The 18,207-nt window shown below is 66.3% G+C and carries 19 protein-coding genes and 1 pseudogene; 16 read left to right on the top strand and 4 right to left on the bottom strand.

Translation table 11 applies throughout. From position 1 onward, the window contains the following. The first annotated feature begins 27 nt into the window (after window positions 1–27). The 4 genes from ACFVVI_RS08670 to ACFVVI_RS08685 all read left to right on the top strand — a co-directional run bounded on the left by ACFVVI_RS08670 (window position 28) and on the right by ACFVVI_RS08685 (window position 3,173). The gene (locus tag ACFVVI_RS08670) at window positions 28–639 is read left to right on the top strand and encodes a hypothetical protein (protein ID WP_378990275.1); all 612 of its coding nucleotides are present in this window, start codon (window positions 28–30) and stop codon (window positions 637–639) included. Between the two features lie 128 nt (window positions 640–767). Continuing rightward, window positions 768–2,045 carry a cytochrome P450 gene (locus ACFVVI_RS08675; protein ID WP_067445216.1) on the top strand — a complete coding sequence of 426 codons (1,278 nt, stop codon included), beginning with the start codon at window positions 768–770 and terminating at the stop codon, window positions 2,043–2,045. Window positions 2,046–2,075: 30 nt separating this feature from the next. After that, entirely contained in the window at window positions 2,076–2,912 is an 837-nt protein-coding gene (locus ACFVVI_RS08680) for a mycofactocin-coupled SDR family oxidoreductase (RefSeq protein ID WP_379297333.1), read from the top strand. A 66-nt stretch (window positions 2,913–2,978) separates the two neighbouring features. Further along, complete coding sequence (locus ACFVVI_RS08685; RefSeq protein WP_067444696.1) at window positions 2,979–3,173, top strand: ferredoxin; 195 nt, start codon at window positions 2,979–2,981, stop codon at window positions 3,171–3,173. A gap of 142 nt (window positions 3,174–3,315) precedes the next feature. Here ACFVVI_RS08685 and ACFVVI_RS08690 read toward each other — a convergent pair whose 3' ends face one another. Further along, a complete protein-coding gene (locus ACFVVI_RS08690; RefSeq protein WP_067444699.1) occupies window positions 3,316–3,540 on the bottom strand; it encodes a hypothetical protein in 225 nt (74 codons plus the stop codon). A gap of 20 nt (window positions 3,541–3,560) precedes the next feature. Continuing rightward, window positions 3,561–4,391, bottom strand: coding sequence for an NAD(P)-dependent oxidoreductase (locus ACFVVI_RS08695; protein ID WP_067444702.1), 831 nt, complete (start codon window positions 4,389–4,391; stop codon window positions 3,561–3,563). A gap of 95 nt (window positions 4,392–4,486) precedes the next feature. Here ACFVVI_RS08695 and ACFVVI_RS08700 point away from each other — a divergent pair, with 95 nt between their 5' ends. The 4 genes from ACFVVI_RS08700 (at window position 4,487) to ACFVVI_RS08715 (ending at window position 8,585) form a co-directional block, all read left to right on the top strand. Continuing rightward, a complete protein-coding gene (locus ACFVVI_RS08700) occupies window positions 4,487–6,064 on the top strand; it encodes a methylmalonyl-CoA mutase family protein (RefSeq protein WP_387444564.1) in 1,578 nt (525 codons plus the stop codon). Further along, the gene (locus ACFVVI_RS08705) at window positions 6,064–6,465 is read left to right on the top strand and encodes a cobalamin B12-binding domain-containing protein (protein WP_067444706.1); all 402 of its coding nucleotides are present in this window, start codon (window positions 6,064–6,066) and stop codon (window positions 6,463–6,465) included. Before ACFVVI_RS08700 ends, ACFVVI_RS08705 begins: the two co-directional genes overlap by 1 nt. Window positions 6,466–6,534: 69 nt before the next feature. Then, window positions 6,535–7,491 (top strand): TIGR03564 family F420-dependent LLM class oxidoreductase, encoded by a 957-nt coding sequence (locus tag ACFVVI_RS08710; protein ID WP_387444568.1) that lies wholly within the window; start codon window positions 6,535–6,537, stop codon window positions 7,489–7,491. Window positions 7,492–7,562: 71 nt separating this feature from the next. After that, window positions 7,563–8,585: a CaiB/BaiF CoA transferase family protein gene (locus ACFVVI_RS08715; RefSeq protein WP_387445363.1), complete on the top strand. Its 1,023-nt coding sequence runs from the start codon at window positions 7,563–7,565 to the stop codon at window positions 8,583–8,585. 75 nt (window positions 8,586–8,660) lie between these two features. Here ACFVVI_RS08715 and ACFVVI_RS08720 read toward each other — a convergent pair whose 3' ends face one another. After that, window positions 8,661–9,680 carry a 2Fe-2S iron-sulfur cluster-binding protein gene (locus tag ACFVVI_RS08720; RefSeq protein ID WP_387444571.1) on the bottom strand — a complete coding sequence of 340 codons (1,020 nt, stop codon included), beginning with the start codon at window positions 9,678–9,680 and terminating at the stop codon, window positions 8,661–8,663. Between the two features lie 95 nt (window positions 9,681–9,775). Between ACFVVI_RS08720 and ACFVVI_RS08725 the strand changes: the two genes are divergently transcribed. The 8 genes and pseudogenes from ACFVVI_RS08725 to ACFVVI_RS08760 all read left to right on the top strand — a co-directional run bounded on the left by ACFVVI_RS08725 (window position 9,776) and on the right by ACFVVI_RS08760 (window position 17,719). After that, window positions 9,776–11,179 carry a class I adenylate-forming enzyme family protein gene (locus tag ACFVVI_RS08725; RefSeq protein WP_387444574.1) on the top strand — a complete coding sequence of 468 codons (1,404 nt, stop codon included), beginning with the start codon at window positions 9,776–9,778 and terminating at the stop codon, window positions 11,177–11,179. After that, window positions 11,157–12,059: an acyl-CoA dehydrogenase family protein gene (locus ACFVVI_RS08730; protein ID WP_379313270.1), complete on the top strand. Its 903-nt coding sequence runs from the start codon at window positions 11,157–11,159 to the stop codon at window positions 12,057–12,059. Before ACFVVI_RS08725 ends, ACFVVI_RS08730 begins: the two co-directional genes overlap by 23 nt. Continuing rightward, on the top strand, window positions 12,046–13,134 hold the full coding sequence (locus tag ACFVVI_RS08735; RefSeq protein ID WP_379313271.1) for an acyl-CoA dehydrogenase family protein: 1,089 nt from the start codon (window positions 12,046–12,048) through the stop codon (window positions 13,132–13,134). The genes ACFVVI_RS08730 and ACFVVI_RS08735 overlap by 14 nt, the downstream gene beginning before the upstream one ends. A 2-nt stretch (window positions 13,135–13,136) precedes the next feature. Continuing rightward, complete coding sequence (locus ACFVVI_RS08740; RefSeq protein ID WP_387444578.1) at window positions 13,137–13,904, top strand: enoyl-CoA hydratase/isomerase family protein; 768 nt, start codon at window positions 13,137–13,139, stop codon at window positions 13,902–13,904. 26 nt (window positions 13,905–13,930) lie between these two features. Beyond that, entirely contained in the window at window positions 13,931–14,818 is an 888-nt protein-coding gene (gene meaB / locus ACFVVI_RS08745; RefSeq protein ID WP_387444580.1) for a methylmalonyl Co-A mutase-associated GTPase MeaB, read from the top strand. Window positions 14,819–14,891: 73 nt separating this feature from the next. Then, window positions 14,892–15,249 (top strand): annotated as a pseudogene (locus ACFVVI_RS08750) (transposase family protein); the annotation flags it as partial. A 98-nt stretch (window positions 15,250–15,347) separates the two neighbouring features. Beyond that, the gene (locus ACFVVI_RS08755; protein WP_387444583.1) at window positions 15,348–17,057 is read left to right on the top strand and encodes an AIPR family protein; all 1,710 of its coding nucleotides are present in this window, start codon (window positions 15,348–15,350) and stop codon (window positions 17,055–17,057) included. Window positions 17,058–17,446: 389 nt separating this feature from the next. Further along, a complete protein-coding gene (locus ACFVVI_RS08760) occupies window positions 17,447–17,719 on the top strand; it encodes a GNAT family N-acetyltransferase (RefSeq protein ID WP_387444585.1) in 273 nt (90 codons plus the stop codon). A gap of 101 nt (window positions 17,720–17,820) precedes the next feature. Here ACFVVI_RS08760 and ACFVVI_RS08765 read toward each other — a convergent pair whose 3' ends face one another. Continuing rightward, window positions 17,821–18,072, bottom strand: coding sequence for a hypothetical protein (locus ACFVVI_RS08765; RefSeq protein ID WP_387444588.1), 252 nt, complete (start codon window positions 18,070–18,072; stop codon window positions 17,821–17,823). Between the last annotated feature and the right edge of the window lie 135 nt (window positions 18,073–18,207).

An 18,207-nucleotide genomic window follows, 5' to 3' on the forward strand; every position in this document is an offset into this window, starting at 1 on the left:
CCGCACACCACCACGCTAGGAATCGCTATGAACGACACGGACACCAAGACCGAGACCGAATTGCTCGAACCGGCGGTAGTGAAGACATCGGCGGATTCTGATCCGGCGCCGACCGAAGAGCCGAAACAGGCAGGCCCGACGAAGCTGCAGCGGGTGCGGGCGATCGCGCGCCGGATCGCCGCGCCGGTCACCGTGGTGGCCGCCGTGGCAGCGCTGGTGGTGGCCGGCTTCCTCGGCTGGAAACTCGACGAGAAGTCCGACACCGACGCCGCCGCCGAAGCCGGGCTCGCGGCGGCGCGGGCCTACGCCGTCACCTTGACCAGCGTGGACTCCAACCACCTCGATCGTGATTTCGCGGCGGTGCTGGACGGATCGACCGGCGAGTTCAAGGACATGTACACCCGGTCGAGCGGTCAGCTGCGCCAGCTGTTGCTCGAGAACAAGGCGACCGGCACTGGCACGGTGCTCGACGCCGCGGTGAAATCGAAATCCGAGACCAAGGTCGAAGTGCTGTTGTTCATCGATCAGACGGTCACCAATATCGCCGCCGCCGATCCGCGCGTCGACCACAGCCGGGTCCAGATGACGATGGAACTCGTCAACGGACGCTGGCTGGCCAGCCGGGTCTACCTGCCCTAATCCTCTACCCGCTCGATCGCGCGGAGTTCCGTGCTGTCTTGCGGGAATGAGGTTCTCAAAAATGAATATGGTTGTTACCATCGAAGTGCGCGTCTTTGTCGCGGCTTCCCGATCACCTGGAGTTCTCCGTGACCGATTTCGATACAGTGAACTACTTCACCGACCCGGATCTGATTCCCGATCCCCATCCCTATTTCGATCATCTGCGGTCGAAGTGCCCGGTGACCCAGGAGCCGCACTTCGGTGTGTACGCCGTCACCGGATATGAGGAATCGGCTGAGGTACTGAAGGATTCGTCGATCTTCTCCTCGGCTGTCGCCGTCGGCGGGCCCTTCCCGCCGCTGCCGTTCACGCCGGTCGGCGACGATATCAGCGACCTCATCGACCAGCATCGGACCGAGTTGCCGATGTTCGAGCACATGGTGACGATGGACCCGCCGCAACACACCTTCGCGCGGTCGGTGTTGAATCGTCTGCTCACGCCCGCCCGTTTGAAAGAAAACGAAGAATTCATGTGGCGGCTGGCCGACCAGCAGCTCGACGAATTCGTCGAGGCCGGCCAGTGTGAATTCCTTTCCCAGTACGCCAAGCCGTTCGCGCTCTTGGTCGTCGCGGATATGCTCGGCGTTCCCGAAGTCGATCACCAGCAATTCCGTGTCGTGCTCGGCGCGCCCCAGCCGGGTGCCCGACCCGGTGCGATCGACAACGAAGCGCTCTCGAGCAACCCGTTGGCCTGGCTGGACGAGAAATTCGTCTCCTACATCACCGATCGCCGCAACGAGCCACGCGACGACGTACTGACGTCGTTGGCGCTGGCGAAGTATCCGGACGGCACCACACCGGAGGTCCTCGATGTGGCGCGGTCGGCGACCTTCTTGTTCGCCGCCGGGCAGGAGACCACGGCCAAGGTGCTGGGCGCGGCGGTGCGGTTTATGGGCGATCACCCCGACGTGCAGCAGCGATTGCGCGAGGACCGCACCTTGATCCCGAACTTCATCGAGGAAACCCTGCGGATGGACGCACCGGTCAAGAGCGGGTTCCGACTCGCTCGCCGCGCGACCACCGTCGGTGAGGTGGACATCCCGGCCGGCGGCCTGGTGATGTTCTGCCCCGGCGCGGCCAATCGCGATCCGCGCCGATTCGAGGACCCGCACGAGTTCCGTCTCGACCGCGACAACTTCCGTGAGCACATCGCGTTCGGTCGCGGCGTGCACACCTGCCCGGGCGGCCCGCTCGCGCGGGTCGAGGGTCGGGTCTCGATCGAACGGATCCTGGACCGGCTGCTCGACATCGAGATCGATGCGGACAAGCACGGTCCGGTCGACGCGCGCACCTACGAGTACGAACCCACCTTCCTGCTGCGTGGGCTCAGCGAACTGCACATCCGCTTCACTCCCCAATCCTGACCACGACAACAACGACAGAGGTAGGTAATCATGACCGGACGGGTCGAAGGCAAGGTCGCGTTCATCACCGGAGCCGCGCGCGGGCAAGGCCGCAGCCACGCGCTGCGCTTGGCGCAGGAAGGCGCCGACATCATCGCCATCGATGTCTGTAAGCAACTCGACAACGTGCCGTTCGCGATGTCGACCCCGGAGGATCTGGCGACCACCGCCGATCTCATCCGGGCACAGGGCCGTCGCGTGGTCACCGCCGAGGTCGATGTCCGCGACTACGACGGGCTCAAGGTCGCGGTCGACGGCGCGGTCGCCGAACTGGGCAGGCTCGACATCATCGTCGCCAACGCCGGGATCGGCAACGAGGGCGGCGCGCTGGTCGATCTGCAGGAGAACCTGTGGGACGACATGATCGACGTCAACCTCGGCGGCGTCTGGAAATCGGTGAAAGCCGCTGTGCCGCATGTGATCGCCGGTGAGCGTGGCGGCTCGGTGATCCTGACGAGCTCGGTGGGCGGGCTCAAGGCCTACCCCAATATCGGCCACTATGTCGCGGCCAAGCACGGTGTCGTCGGACTCATGCGGACCTTCGCGGTGGAACTGGCGCAGCACTCCATCCGGGTGAACTCGGTCCACCCGACGCACGTGAACACGCCCATGGTAATGAACGAGGGCACCTACAAGCTGTTCCGCCCGGATCTGGAGAGCCCCGGCCCCGCCGACCTCGAGCCGATCGCCCGGTTGTTCCACACCCTGCCGGTGGCCTGGATCGAGCCCGAGGATGTCAGCAACGCGGTGCTGTATCTGGCCTCCGACGAGGCTCGCTACGTCACCGGCGTGCCCCTGCCGATCGACGCGGGCGGAATGCTCAAGTAATCACCCCGTCGCGCCGACCGTGGTGGTCGGCGCGACCCCGAGAAACAACGAAGGCGGAGAACGGTCATGAGGGTGTCGGTCGACGGGACCAAATGTGAGGGCCATGCCCTGTGCGCGGGTATCGCGCCGACGGTGTTCGAGGTGAACGCCGAGGACCTGGCCGTGGTGGTCGACGAATATCCGGGTGGTGCCACCGAATCGGAGGTTCGCTCGGCGGCGTCGGCCTGCCCGACGATGGCGATCGCGTTGGGCGAGAGCTAGCTCCGCGTCCGAGAAGGTCGAATGCAGAAACCCGCCTCCCACGGAGGCGGGTTTCTGCTGTCAGAAGCCTTGCGGGGCAAGGTGATTGCCGACATCAGCCGCGAGGATCCGGGGCGGATTCTCGCGGCTGATGGGGTGTCGTTCAGGCGGCAGGGTCGGCTGCGGCCGCACCACCGGTCATGGTGGTGCGGGTCACGGGCCCGTACCACCCGCACGGCAGTTCGCAGGTGGCCACCACGTGGCGTTCGATGAGGCCGTCGAGGGACTTGCGTATCGTCTCCGCCGCGCCGGCGGGATAGCCGCAGCGTGGGCATTTGCCGTAGTAGTCGAGGATCGGACGGACGCTGATCTGAATGGTCGGATGCACGGTGTGTCCTTCAGCCGGTCTCAGTCGAGGAAGAGGTCGAGCGTCGGGCTGTCGCCGCCGCCGTAGCGCGACAGATCCTCTACGCCGGACGCGGTGAGTACCTCCGCGTCGATGTAGCAGTTCCCGCTGGCCGAGCGGGCGGGTCGGGACAGGATCTCGATCGCGGCGTCGGCCATGATCTCGGGGCTGCGCGACGAAGAGAGCAGATTGTCGCCGTCGGCCATGTTCGCGACCGCCGAGGTGGCGATATAGGTCTGGGGCCACAGGCAATTCACGGCGATACCCGCGTCGGCGAACTCGGCGGCCCAGCCCAGCGAGAGCAGGGTCATGCCGTATTTGGACAGCGTGTAGGCGGGGTGGGCGCCGAGCCAGCGCGGATTCATGTTCACCGGCGGCGACACGGTGAGCACGTGCGGGTTCGCCGAGGCGCGCAGGTGCGGCAGGCAGGCCTTGGTGAGCAGGAAGGTGCCGCGCAGGTTGATCTCCTGCATCAGGTCGTACTTCTTGGCCGAGAGGCTCTCGGTCGGTTCGACGCCGATCGCGCTGGCGTTGTTCACGCAGATGTCGATGCCGCCGAACCGTTCGACGGCGGTCTCGACAGCGCGCGCCACGTCGGCTTCGTTGCGCACGTCGCCGACCACGGCGACAGCCTTGCCGCCCGCGGCCTCCACCTCGGCCACCGCGGTGTGCACGGTGCCGGGTAGTCGGGGGTGCGGCTGCGAGGTCTTGGCCAGCAGCACCAGATTCGCCCCGCGCCGCGCGGCGGCCAGCGCGATGGCCAAACCGATCCCGCGGGAGCCGCCGGAGATGACCAGGGTGCGGTCGGTGAGTACGGCGTTCTCGCTGGACATCGGTCTCCTCAGTGCTGGTCCCCGCCGCGGATTGAAGCGGCATTCCCTTTCGATGGTATTGGCATTCTCATTTTTTGCAAGTACCGTAATCACTGATGAACGATCCGATACAGACCTCGTCCGGCATCCCGCTCTCGCCGGTCTACGGACCCGCGGACCTGGCCGCCGCACCGCCCGCACCGGGCGGCTTCCCATTCACGCGCGGCAACTTCGCCTCCGGTTACCGGGGTCGGTTGTGGACGTTTCGCCAATACTCCGGTTTCGGAACGGCGGAGGAGTCCAATCGCCGGTACCGATATCTGCTCGACCAGGGCGGAACCGGGTTGTCGGTCGCGCTCGACCTACCGACCCAATGTGGTTACGACTCCGACGATCCGGAAGTGACCGAGGAGGTCGGTCGCGTCGGCGTCGCGGTGGACACCCTCGCCGACGCCGAGATCCTGTTCGACGGCATGCCGCTGGACAAGATCAGCACCAGCTTCACGATCAACGGCACCGCCGCGATCCTGTTGGCGCTCTACGTAGCGGCAGCCGAGAAGAAGGGCGTGCCGCGCGAGAAGCTCACCGGCACGATCCAGAACGACATTCTCAAGGAATACGCCTCGCGCGGCACCTGGATCTGGCCGCCGGAACCGTCGCTGCGGCTGATCGCCGACACCATCGAATTCTGTGCGGCCGAAGTGCCGAGATTCAACGCGATCTCGGTGGCGGGCGCGCATTTTCGTGATGCCGGCGCCAACGCGGTCCAGGAGATGGCGTTCACCCTCGCCGACGGTGTCACCTACTGCGACACCGTGATCGAACGCGGCCGGATGACGATCGACCAGTTCGCGCCGCAGATCTCGTTCTTCTTCTACACCCACGGTGACTTCTTCGAGGAGATCGCCAAATACCGTGCGGGACGCCGACGCTGGGCGACGATCGTGCGCGAGCGCTACGGGGCCACCACCGACAAGGCCTCGATGTTCCGCTTCGGCTGTGTCGCCGGCGGCGCCTCGCTGTACGCGCCACAGGCCCAGAACAACCTGGTGCGAGTGGCCTACGAGTCGATGGCCTCGGTGCTGGGCGGAGTGCAGTCGATGTTCACCGCGGCCTGGGACGAGCCGTTCGCGTTGCCGAGCGAGGAGTCCGCCACGCTCGCGCTGCGGACCCAGCAGATCCTGGCCTACGAAACCGGAGTCACCCGGGTCGCCGACCCGCTCGGTGGTTCCTACTTCGTCGAGGCGCTCACCGACGCGACCGAGGCTCGCATCATCGAGATCATGGACGACCTCGAGCGCCACGGCGGCATGGTCCGTTCGATCGAGGACGGCTACCTGCAGGGTCTGATCGCCGATGAGGCATACCAGCTGCACAAGGACGTCGAGGCCGGCACCAAACCGGTCGTCGGGGTGAACCGGTTCGTCTCCGACGAGCCCGCGCCCGAGATCGCGACCTACGAACTCGACGCCGAGGGCCGCGACCTGCAACTCAAGCGTCTCGCCAGGGTGAAAGCCGAACGCGATCCGGTGGCCGTTCGGTCCTGCCTCACCGCCTTGTCCACCGCCGCCGAAGGAAACGAGAACCTGATGCACTACCTGATCGCGTGCGCGAACGCGTACTGCACGGTGGGGGAGATGACCGCCGCGCTCAAGGGCGTGTGGGGCGAGTTCCAGCAGCCGGTGGTGTTCTGATGAGCGCACGTGTGCTCGTCGCCAAACCCGGTCTCGACGGCCACGATCGCGGGGCCAAGATCGTCGCCCGCGCGCTGCGCGACGCCGGTTTCGAAGTGATCTTCACCGGCATCCGCCAGCGCATCGAGGACATCGTGTCGATCGCGCTGCAAGAGGATGTCGCCGTCGTGGGGCTGAGCATCCTCTCGGGTGCGCACGTCTCGCTGACCACGCGCACCGTCGAGGCGTTGCGCGCGGCAGGCGCGGGCGATATCGCCGTGATCGTCGGCGGCACCATTCCCCAGTCCGATGTCGCGCGGCTGCTCGAAGTCGGTGCGGCGGCGGTGTTCCCGACAGGCACCTCGCTCGACACCCTCGTCACCGAGATCCGGGCGCTCACCAATACCCCGTCCCCGACCTGAGCGTCGGGTCGGTCGCAGCGGCGCTGACCACCGTGGTCGCGCGAAAAGTAGTGGAAGACGGAGGAATTCGTGCGTATCGGAGTGATGATCGGGCCCGAGAAGGGCGATGCGGCCCGCAAACTGTCCCGGATGCTCGACGACATCGCGTGGGCCGAGTCGGCGGGCCTGGACACCGCGTGGATACCCCAGATCCCGACCGATTTCGACGCGCTGATCACCATCGCGCTGATGGGACAGGTGACCACCCGGATCGAGTTGGGCACCGCCGTGGTGCCGCTGCAGGCCCAGCACCCCATCGCCCTGGCCAGGCAGGCACTGTCGGCGCAGGCCGCGGCGGGCGGACGGCTGGCGCTGGGTATCGGTCCCTCGCATCACTGGATCGTGGCGGACATGCTCGGGCTGCCCTACGAGAAGCCGGCGGCCTACACCGCGGACTATCTCGAGGTGCTGAACGCGGGACTGCGCGGGCCCGGCACGGTAGACATCGAGAACTCGACCTTCACAGTGCACAATCCGCTCGACCTCGGGCCGGTGGCCCCGGTGCCGGTGCTGGTCGCCGCGCTCGGTCCGGTGATGCTGCGCATCGCCGGCGAACAGGCGGACGGGACCATTCTCTGGATGGCCGACGAGCGCGCGGTGGGAGCCCATGTCGTGCCGCGCATCACGAAGGCGGCGGCCGAGGCCGGTCGTCGCGCGCCGCGTGTGGTCGCCGGTCTGCCGGTCTGTCTGTGCCGTCCCTCCGAGGTCGCCGAAGCCAAGGCCAGAGCGAACCGCATTCTCGGCGAAGCCGAGGTCTCACCGAACTATCAGCGGTTGCTCGAAACCGGCGACGCCCGCGACATCGGTGACATCTGCGTCGCCGGTGACGAGAGCGCCATCGCCGAGGGGCTGCGCCGGTACGGCGACGCCGGGGCCACCGATCTGTCGGTGCGCCTGCTGCCCATCGGCGACACCCGCGACGAACTGGTCGCCTCCAAACGGCGCACCAGGGAGATGATCGCCGCTCTGGCAAAGGACTTACGGTGATCGGGGCGCGAGGCGAGAGCTTCCAGCTCTCGCGTGCTCGCGGCGCGCGGGGCGGGTCAGCGACCGGACCGCTGGCAGGCATCCGGATTCTCGAGGTCGGCACCATGCTGGCGGGGCCGTACGCCACCATGATGCTCGCCGATCTCGGCGCCGAGGTCACCAAGGTGGAACCGGCGGGCGGCGACATCTCACGGCAGGTGAGTGACAGCTACTTCGCCAGCCTCAACCGGGGCAAGCGCAGCATCAGCATCGACCTGAACACCGCGCGCGGCCAGGACCAGCTCGGGGAGCTGGCCGCGAACGCGCATGCGCTGCTGGTGAATCTGAAGCCGTCGGCGATCCACCGGCTCGGCCTGACCTACGAAGCGCTACGCCGGTGGAACGAGCGCATCGTCTGCGTCGCGATCACCGGATTCGGTTTGGACGCCGGTGACGACCCGGCCTTCGACTACGTCATCCAGGCGGCCACCGGCATCGCGGCGCTCACCGGCGATCCCGCGGGCCCGCCGACGCTGCCCGGCTACTCCTCGGCCGACAACTCCACCGGACTGACCGCGGCGCTGGGTCTGCTCGCGCAGATCGTGTCCGGGCAGGGCGGCCAGGTGGAGGTGTCGCTGCGCGATGTCATGCTCTCGCAGCTGAACTACCACGCCTCGGCCTACCTCAACGACGGCACGGCGCCGCAGCGGCGCCCGTTCGGAGCACACACGTATTACGTTCCCGCGCAGATGTTCCCGACCGCCGAGGGGTATCTGGCGCTGTTCATCACCCACGACGGATTCTGGCGGCGCTTCGCCGGGGAAGCGGCGGTGGCGGGGTTCGAGACGATGGTTGAGCGGGCGAGCCGGCGTGAGGAGGTGCTCGCGGCGGTCACCACCGCGCTCGCGGCCGACACCGCGGTGGGCTGGGAATCGCGGCTGCGGCCCCTCGGCATCCCGGCCGCGGCGGTCCGGACGTTGCCCGAGGCGCTGGAGGCGACGCCGGAGGCGCTGGTGCAGGCGGGGCCACATCGACTGGTGGGCAGTCCGATTCGGATCGCCGGGTACGAGCCCACCTACGGCCCGCCACCGCGTTTGGGCGAGCACAACGACTGATCACGCACCGAGCCAGGGGGAGTCGGACCCCGGAACCTGTTCAGGTTCCGGGGTCCGTCGTCGCGCGCGGGGCGCTCACTCGTAGCGCACGGTGGTCTCGGCCGTGTCGGGAATCGCCTGGCAGGTGAGCACGTAGCCCTCGGCGACCTCGTCGTCGGTGAGCGCGTCGTTGACGCGCATCGTCGCCGAACCCTGGGTGAGCACGGCCATGCAGGTCGCGCAGTTTCCCGATTCGCAGGAGAACGGCGGGGTGAGGCCGCCGCGTCGCGCGCTCTCCAGCAGCGTCTCGCCCGCATTGCGCGGCACGGTCACCTTCTTGCGACCGAGAATGACGGTGACCGTGCCCGCGGTGGCGGCGGGCTCCGGCGTGGCGGTGGGTTCCGGTTCGGCTACCGCGACAACCGGTTCGGCCGCGCCGAAGCGCTCACTGAAGATTGCGCCCGGACCCGGCAGCGCTTCCTCCACCATCGCCATGAACGCCTCCGGGCCACAGATGTAGCTGTCGGCCGCGGTGTCGGCGCCGACGAAGGCGCGCACGGCGGCCGGATCGAGCAACCCGCTGTCGGCATCCAGATGCCGGAGCACCTCGAGCCGGGTCGGGTAGCGCGCGACCAGTTCCTCGAGGGTGGCATCGAAAATCGCCGACGCCCGGTCACGGTCGACACACAGCAGACGCACCCGACGATCGGTCGTGGCCAGCGCGCTCTTGGCCAGCGACAGGACCGGGGTGATGCCGCTGCCGCCGGAAAAGCCGAGCAGCGGGCGCTCGCTCTCGCGCAGACAGAATTTGCCCGCCGGCCTGCTCATCTCGATCACATCCCCCTCGCTGAGGTTGTCGATCAGCCAGTTCGACACCCGGCCGCCGACGACCCGTTTGACCGTTGTCATGAGCTCGGCGTCGGTTTCGGGCGCGCTCGACATGGAGTACGACCGGAACAGCTCGACATCGTCGACCCGCACCCGGAACGTGCAGAACTGGCCGGCGACATAGGACACCGCGCCCTCGTGTGGAGCGAGGACGAAGGTGCGGGCGTCGGCTGTCTCCTTGATGATCCGGGTCACCGTCGCGCGTTGGAACAGGGGAGTTCTCGCCATGGACCGGCTCCTTCTGGTATGAAGATTCTTATGGAAAGAGAATACTATTCTCTCTTGCAAGATGGGATCTTCTCAGTCCCGGCCGCGGAGGCGAGATGAACGACCGGATCGCACTCAGTTTCGACGAGCGGCACTACACGCTCAGCGAGTTGGACGGGCTCACCGCTGGCCTGGCCGAAGCCCTGATCGAACGCGGTGTGCGCCAGGGGGATCGGGTCGCGCTGATGTCGTCGAACCGGCCGGAGTTCGTGCTCGCGGTGCGCGCGATCTGGCTGGCAGGCGGCGCGGTGGTGCTCATCAGCCCAGCGTGGAAGCGCGGTGACGTCGAGCACGCGCTGGCCGTCACCGAGCCCGCCTACGCCATCGGTGACCAGCCGGTGCTGGCCGAGCTGATGCCCACGCTCTCGCTCGACGCCCCGATCACGCCGAGCGCCGCCACTTTCGCCGAGCCGGTCCCATCCGAGGATGCGGTGCTCGTCTTCAGTTCGGGCACAACGGGATTGCCGAAGGCGGTGCGCCACACGCACGCGTCGTTCGCGGCCGCGGTGGAGCACTGGCGGGTGGCGCTCGGCTTCACCCGCGATGACCGGATTCAGATCGTCACCCCGCCCTCGCACATCCTCGGGCTGCTCAATATCGTGCTGGCGCTGCGGACCGGCGCCTGGATGCGCCTGCATCGCCGGTTCGACCTCGATCGGATGCTGCACCACATCGAGGCCGACCGGATCACCGTGGAGATGGCGGTCGCGCCGATCGCGCTGGCGATCGCCTCCCATCCCGACCTCGAGTCCTATGACCTGTCGTCGCTGCGCTACATCATGTGGGGCGCGACACCGGTGACGCCGAGCGTCGCCGAGACCGTCACGCGCCGAACCGGTGTCGCGTGGGTGCCCGCCTACGGCGCCAGCGAACTGCCGGTGATCGCCTGCAATCCGCTCGAGGGCGCACGCCTGGACAGCGTGGGGCGCCCGGTGCCCGGCGTCGAGATCCGGGTGGTCTCCACGACCTCCGGCGAGGAGGTCGAAGCCGGCGATACCGGAGAGATCCAGGCTCGCTCCGCGTCGTCGATGGCCGGATACCTCCCCGACGACGCGACCGCGGCGGCCTACGCCGACGGCTGGTACCGCACCGGCGATGTCGGCTATCTCGACGACGACGGCTGGTTGCGGCTGACCGACCGGCTCAAGGAGATGATCAAGGTGCGCGGATTCCAAGTGGCGCCCGCCGAGGTGGAAGCCGTCCTGCACGGCCACCCGGCCGTGGCCGACTGCGCGGTCTTCGGTGTCCCCGATCCCGCCGACGGCGAGGTGATCGTCGCCGCCGTCACCACCACGGGCTCGGTCGACGCCGACGAACTCATAGAGCTGGTCGGCACCCGGCTGGCCTCCTACAAGCGGCCGCGCCGAGTGGTGTTCGTGCCCGAAATCCCGCGCCTGCCCTCCGGCAAGGTGCTGCGTCGAGTACTGAAGGAGAGCCATGGACGTCCGGCTGACCTCTGAACAGCGACAGCTGCGCGACGCCGCTGCGAAACTGGCCGACGACCTCGGCCCCGGCTCGGTCAGCGACCTGGCCGACGAACAGCGGATCGCCCGGCTCGAGAAGACGGTCGCCAGCACCGGCTGGCGAGCCCTGCGCTCCGACGGCGCCTCCGGCGTCGAAGTGGCCATCGTCGCCGAGGAATTCGGCCGCGGGCTCGTCGACGTGCCGTTCCTCGGTCCACTTCTCGCCGACGACCTCTGGTCGCCCCCCGAATCGGTACCGCACTGGACCGTCGCCGTCGACGACCGCGCGATCGACGCGCGAGGCGCCCGCCAGGCCCTGATCGTGCGAGGCGAGTCGATGCTGGCCAGCGCGGTCGCCACCGCGACGACCGGCGCCGATCAGACACGGGCCGAGGCCGCGCTCACCGGCGTTCCGAAACTGCTCGGCGAGCTGTCCCCGGCGCAGGTCACCCAGTGGCGAGCGCTGGCGCTCGTGACCACCTGCGCCGATCTGGTCGGCACCGCACGCGGTGCGCACGCACTGGCCACCGACTACGCGAAAGTCCGTGCGCAATACGGCAAGACGATCGGTTCCTATCAGGCCGTCGCCCATCTGCTCGCGGAGAGCCTCGCGCTGATCGAGGGCTCGGTGAGCGTGCTGCGCCACGCCGCGTGGGCCGTGGACGCGATCGAACCCGAGCGAGCCGTGCAGGCGGCCGTGATCGCCAAACTCTATTGCGCCAGAGCGGCATTGACCGTGTGCGAGACCGCGGTGCAGGTGCACGGCGGAATCGGCAACACCTGGGAATGCCTGGCGCACGTGTATCTACGGCGGGCGCTGACGTCCACCGAGCTGTTCCCCACGAGCCTGGAGGAGATCGACCGTGGACTTTCGTGATTCGCCCGAGGAAGCGGCGTTCCGGGAACGCTTGCGCGAGTGGCTGTCCGGTGTCGCGGGACAATTCCCGACCTCGGGTGACGAGTACTGGGCCAAGCAGGGCGAGTGGCACCGAGCGCTGCACGCGGCGGGTTTCTTCGGGCTGTCGTGGCCGCGCGAACACGGCGGCCACGAACTGCCCCCGGTCTACGACGTCATCCTCGACGAGGAGCTCGCCCTGGCCGGCGCGCCACCGCGGCCCAGCCTGGGCTATCTGATCCAGGGTCTGGGCAGGCACGCCGGCAAGCAACTGCAACAGCGCTTCCTGCCCGGCATGATCGACGGGACGCAGCGCTGGTGCCAGGGGTTCAGCGAACCGGACGCGGGTTCGGACCTGGCCGCGCTGCGGACCACGGCCACCCGTGAGGGCGATTCCTATGTGCTGCACGGGCACAAGATCTGGACGAGCTATTCCGACGTCGCGGACTGGTGCCTGCTGCTGGCCCGCACCGACTCCGAAGTGCCACGGCACAAGGGCATCTCGGCCTTCGTGGTGTCGATGAAACAACCCGGCGTGCAGCAGCGGCCGCTACGGATGATGAGCGGGATCACCACCGAATTCGGCCAGGTGGCCTTCGACGGCGCGGTCGTGCCCGCCGATCAGATGGTCGGATCGCCCGGCGACGGGTGGAAATTGGCGATGACGGTGGTCGGGCACGAGCGCGAACCCTCCACGCTCGGCTACGCGGCCCGCTACGGCAAGCTGGTGCGCCAGATGGCGGCCCGGACCTCGGGCCCGCTGCCCGCCGAGCTGGCCTGGGCCGCCGTGCAGACCGAGATGCTGCGCCTGCACGTGCGCCGGCGACTGTCCGAACAACTCGACGGCGTCTCGCACGGCCCAGAGGGTTCGCTCGACAAACTACTCATGACCTGGGTGGAACAGTCGGTCGGCCACGCCGCGCTCACCGTCGGCGGCACCCGCGATCCCGAACTGCTCAGCGCCTACCTCTACAGCCGCGCGCAGAGCGTCATGGGCGGGACGTCACAGATTCAGAAGAACATCATCGCCTCGCGCATTCTCGGATTGGGAGCCTGACCATGTACGACCTGCCTGCCGAAATCGACGTCCGCGCCGAAGGTCCGCTGCGGATCATCACGCTGAATCGGCCCGACGCGCTCAACGCGGTCAACGACGACCTGCACACCGGGCTCGCGCAGCTGTGGCCGCGCCTGAGCGAGGACCGGCAAGCCCGCGTCGCGGTCCTCACCGGCAGCGGCAAGGCGTTCTCCGCCGGCGGCGACTTCGCCTATCTCGCCGAGCTGAGCCGCGACGCCGACCTGCGCGCCAAGACGATCGCGCACGGCCGCGACCTTGTGCTCGGCATGGCGCGCTGCCGGATTCCGGTGATCGCGGCGGTCAACGGCCCCGCCGTCGGCCTCGGGTGCAGCCTGGTCTCGCTCAGCGACATCGTCTACATCGCCGAGACCGCCTACCTCGCCGACCCGCACGTGCAGGTGGGCCTGGTCGCCGCCGACGGCGGCCCGCTCACCTGGCCGCTGCACACCAGCCTGCTCTTCGCCAAGGAGTACGCGCTCACCGGCGCGCGCATCCCGGCCGAACGGGCCAGGGAGATGGGCCTGGTCAACCACGTCGTCGCCGACCCGGTGGCCGAGGCGCTGGCCTGCGCCAAGCGCATCCTGGAACTGCCTCGCCAGGCCGTCGAGAGCACGAAGCGACTGCTCAACCTGCACCTGGAACGGGCGGTGCTGGCCAGTCTCGACTACGCGACCACCGCCGAGGAGATCTCGTTCCAGACCGCGGATTTCCACGCCACCATCGAGCGGCTCACCGCGGGCAAGAAGTAGCCGGACCGGACACTCGGGAGCCGTCGATGAACACTGGCCTGTCCGACGACATCGCCGAATTGATCGCCATGGCGCGCGCGGGTTCGATCCGTGCGGCCGGGCGGTTGCTGAGCCTGGTCGAGAGCGATCGCCGCGAACAGGTGCTCGCCCACCTCGATCCGGTCCCGGTGCGCGTGATCGGGCTGACCGGGCCGCCGGGCGCGGGCAAGTCCACCACCATCGCGGTCTTGGTGACCGGTTACCGCGCGCGCGGGCAACGGGTGGCGGTGCTCGCCGTCGACCCGTCCTCGCCCTACAGCGGCGGCGCGCTGCTCGGCGACCGCATCCGGATGGCGGCGCACATCGACGACCCCGACGTCCTGATCCGCTCGGTGGCCACCCGCGGACACCTGGGCGGACTGGCCGCCGCCGTGCCCGCCGCGATCCGGCTGCTCGGCGCGCTCGGCTACGGCCTGGTCCTGTTGGAGACGGTGGGGGTGGGCCAGTCCGAGATCGAGATCGCCGCGGTCGCCGACCCGACTGTGGTCATTCTCAATCCCGGTGCGGGCGACGCGATTCAGGCCGCCAAAGCCGGGCTGCTCGAGGTGGCGGACATCCTCGTCGTCAACAAGGCCGACCGCGACGGCGCCGAGCAGACCGCGCGCGAACTCCATATCGAAACCGGCCTACCCATCCTCACCCTGGTCGCCTCACGCGGCACCGGGGTCGAGGAGCTGATCGAGGCGATCGAGACCTACCACCGGACCGACACCGCCGCGCGCGGCACGGCCCGCGCGCGGGCGCAGATCCTCTCGCTCGCGCAGTCACGGTTGCGCGGCCACCCCGGTCTGGACGAGTTGGCCGCCGCGGTCGCGGCCGGGGACCGCGACCCCTACAGCGCGGCCGATCAGTTGCTGGCCGAAATGACAGCCTAAGTTTTGTCCCGTAAGCCATTGAGCCGCAGCAGGTATCGTGTCGCCAGTGGCGATCTCGGCGTCCGATCCGGTGATGGTGGAGCTGTTCCGCGGGCTGCGGCTAGCCGCGTTCGCTCATCTGATCACCCAACTGTGGCCAGAGGGTGCTGACCGGCCGCTATACGGGGTCGACCTTGGGCCTGTACTTCGAGGACCGAGTATTGCTGGTAGCCACCTACTGGCGGACCAACGTGACGTTGCGTCAACTCGCGGCGTGTTCGGTGTCTCGAAGTCGACCCCGGCCCGAGTGGTCGAAGACCTGGGACCGGCGTTGGCGCTACAACCCTCACCCGGTTCGCCCGTGGTGCGGGGTTGATGGTGGATAGGAGAGGGGTTCCGACCCGCGATCATTAGGTCGCCTCGAGAGGAAGAACTACCGGTACTCGACCTCGGCTCTTTGCACGAAATCCCAGCCAGGTCATGTTGGCAGCCCTTCACAGCCGCTGTACCCTTGCGGGGCGCGCGTGCGCTTAAGCGTAGAGGAGGTTTGATGGACCCGCTCATTGCAGGACTCTTCAAGAACTTTCGAGAGAACAATGCACTACTCGATATGAAAGACTCCGACGCCTTCGAGCTGTTCGTCGCAACTCTTTTCTTTCGTGACGACTTACTAGACCAAGTCGATATGACGGATCTGCTGCTAGACAATGGCACATTAGGTATCGATCTCGCGCTTCTGGAAGTGAACGGCGAGCTGATCAGTGATCCCACGGAGGTCGCAGACGTTTGCGCTAACAAGCGCCAATTGGAAGTAGTTCTGAGCCTAACGCAAGTAAAGACTTCAGCCGGCGTAGACTCGGCCCAGATACTCAATTTCGGGGACGCGGTACAGAAAGTCGTCAACAATAAAGTGCCGGCAGGTTTTCCGAAGCTCGCAGCAATCGCGGAGGCTTTGTTTTCAATTTTTGCAAACTATGCGCAAAAACTAAAGGAAGCGCCACGGATAAATTTGTCCTTCGTGACTACAGCAAGCGATGCCGCGATAGTCGATCCGATTGTAACAGACCGCGTTGCGACTGTTATCGAATCGGTTCGCGGCTTAAGTCACGTCGGAGGAGTGTCGCTAGAATTGTATGGCAGCACAGGCCTACACGAAGCATCAAGGCGGAAGTCCCAGGCCAACGAGATGGACATAGTTCTAGAGAAATCTGTCAACCTCCCTCAGATGCCGGGTATCAGCCAGGCCATACTCGGCGTAGTTTCTGTTAGTGAGCTTTTGAAGCTGATACGAAATGCGGACGGAACACTCAATGAGCGTGTATTCTACGATAATGTTCGCGGCTTCAAGGGTGAAGACAACGCTGTGAACCGCGAGATCATCAAAACTCTAGGGACCGAATCGAGATCGCTGCTCCCCGTGCTAAACAATGGTGTGACTGTTGTGGCTCGTTCATATTCGCCAAAGCCTGGCGATGCCATCTCGCTGACTGGATTCCAAGTGGTGAACGGATGCCAGACCAGTCATTGCATATTCCTTGCTGAAGACGAGCTAGGCGAACAGGCAAAAGAAGTATTCGTTCCGATGCGTTTGGTCGTAACGGATGACGAGGAAATCGCTACCCAAATCATTCGCGCGACGAACTCGCAAACTGCCGTGACCGACAGTGATTTGATCGCCTTGACGAAGTTCCAGAAACGCTTGGAGGACTTCTATATTACCGACTCGCTCGGCGCGGGCCTGACCTACGAACGGCGTTCTGGACAATTCTACTATCGCGATGTCACCAGGACGCGGATGGTAACGATTAGCGAGCAAATGCGCGCAGTGGCCGCAACATTTCTAGATTTGCCACACCTTGCAACACGCTATCCATCCAATCTATATGGCGAAGTAGGTGGGTCAATCTTTGTCGACGGTCACCGCCTGGCTCCGTATATTGCTTCTGCATTCGCAGCCTACCGCCTTGAGACCGCGTTTAGGACAAATCTAGAAGCCGATTTCAAGCCGATCCGATTTCACATTCTGACTGCATTGAAATATATAATTACTGAAGGTAGGAATCCGAAGCTGAACTCGAACTCTCTAGACAGGCACAGTCAAGTGATTGTCGAGACCCTGCGACAATCCGACTATGTGACGACATTTCGTGACACGGCACACAAGATTATCGCGGCCGCTGGCGGAACCATTCCCACCACCGATAGACTGAAACGTCAGCCATTCACTCAGGAATTGATAAACTACTTTTCCTCTCCGTAGTAAACGCCAACCCGAGCAACACCTCGCGCAGTGGTTCCCCGTGGCGGTACTCCTCGCCAGGGCCCGCCTCGGGCAGACCACACGAACGACGATTCCGTAGAACTACAACGACTACACCGCCACCGGCAACCCAGCGGCGGCGGTGTAGTCGAGGGCCATGCCGCGCTATCCGTCCGGACCAACAGCACCATCGAGGTGTTCCCACCCGATGTGGTCCGGCCCGCATTATGCGGGGAGCCGGGGCCTCGTCGGCAGTAGCGCGGACGTCGCCGATCACCAATTGGCCGACGCACCGGCGCCAGACCAGAAACGCGCGACGCTCGTCATCGGTTGCATCGCTCCACTACAGCTCACCCCGCGCTCGTCGCAGTTCTACTTCCGACCTGGCTATGAAACCAGTAGCATCTCCGCCCCGCAATGTCTGGGGCCTCGGGTACGCCACCGAGGGTGCGCGGGCGTTGATCCGGAAGGGCTTCACCGAACTCGGCGTAGGGCGGGTCCGGGCCCAGACCATGGCGGTCAACATCGCGTCACGCCGCGTCATGGAGAAGGCCGGTCTCACCTACGTTCGAACCTTCCACCAGCACTTCGACGATCCACTACCCGGCACTGAACACGGCGAGGTCGAGTACGAACTCCACAGAGCTGACTGGGCAGAGTAGGAATCATCTTCGCGCTACCGAAATGGGGCGAGATGGTTCTCCGTCTTACACGGGCGCGCCGAGGCTTTCGGGTGGTCGGGCATACGGGATCGGTCGGGCGGTCAGGGCTGTAGGTACAGCCGCTCGTTGGGCAGGCGAGGCAATCCGGTGCAATGGCTGGGATAGACGGCGACGGTGCCGGGACGGTGGGCGGCCACATCACAGACGAACACCAGTGCAGCGGTCAGGCATGCCGCGAATTCCATTCGCACACTGGGGAATTGGATCGCGAGATGGATGTCGGGCTCGTCAGGGCACGGTGATCGGCCGCCGATGTTCATCGCGGAGTCCGCCTCAGGATCGATTGCGCGCATTCGATTACGACCGCACCCGACGGTCGGAACACGCTGGTAGCTGGAGACACCCACGTGCGGACCATCAGCGGGTCCGGCATCGGGGATGGCAACGCGATCTCGCCGTCGCGGATCACCACCACCCGCGCCTCCCAT

The sequence above is a fragment of the Nocardia sp. NPDC058114 genome, assembly GCF_042884695.1.
Classification (GTDB): Bacteria; Actinomycetota; Actinomycetes; order Mycobacteriales; family Mycobacteriaceae; genus Nocardia.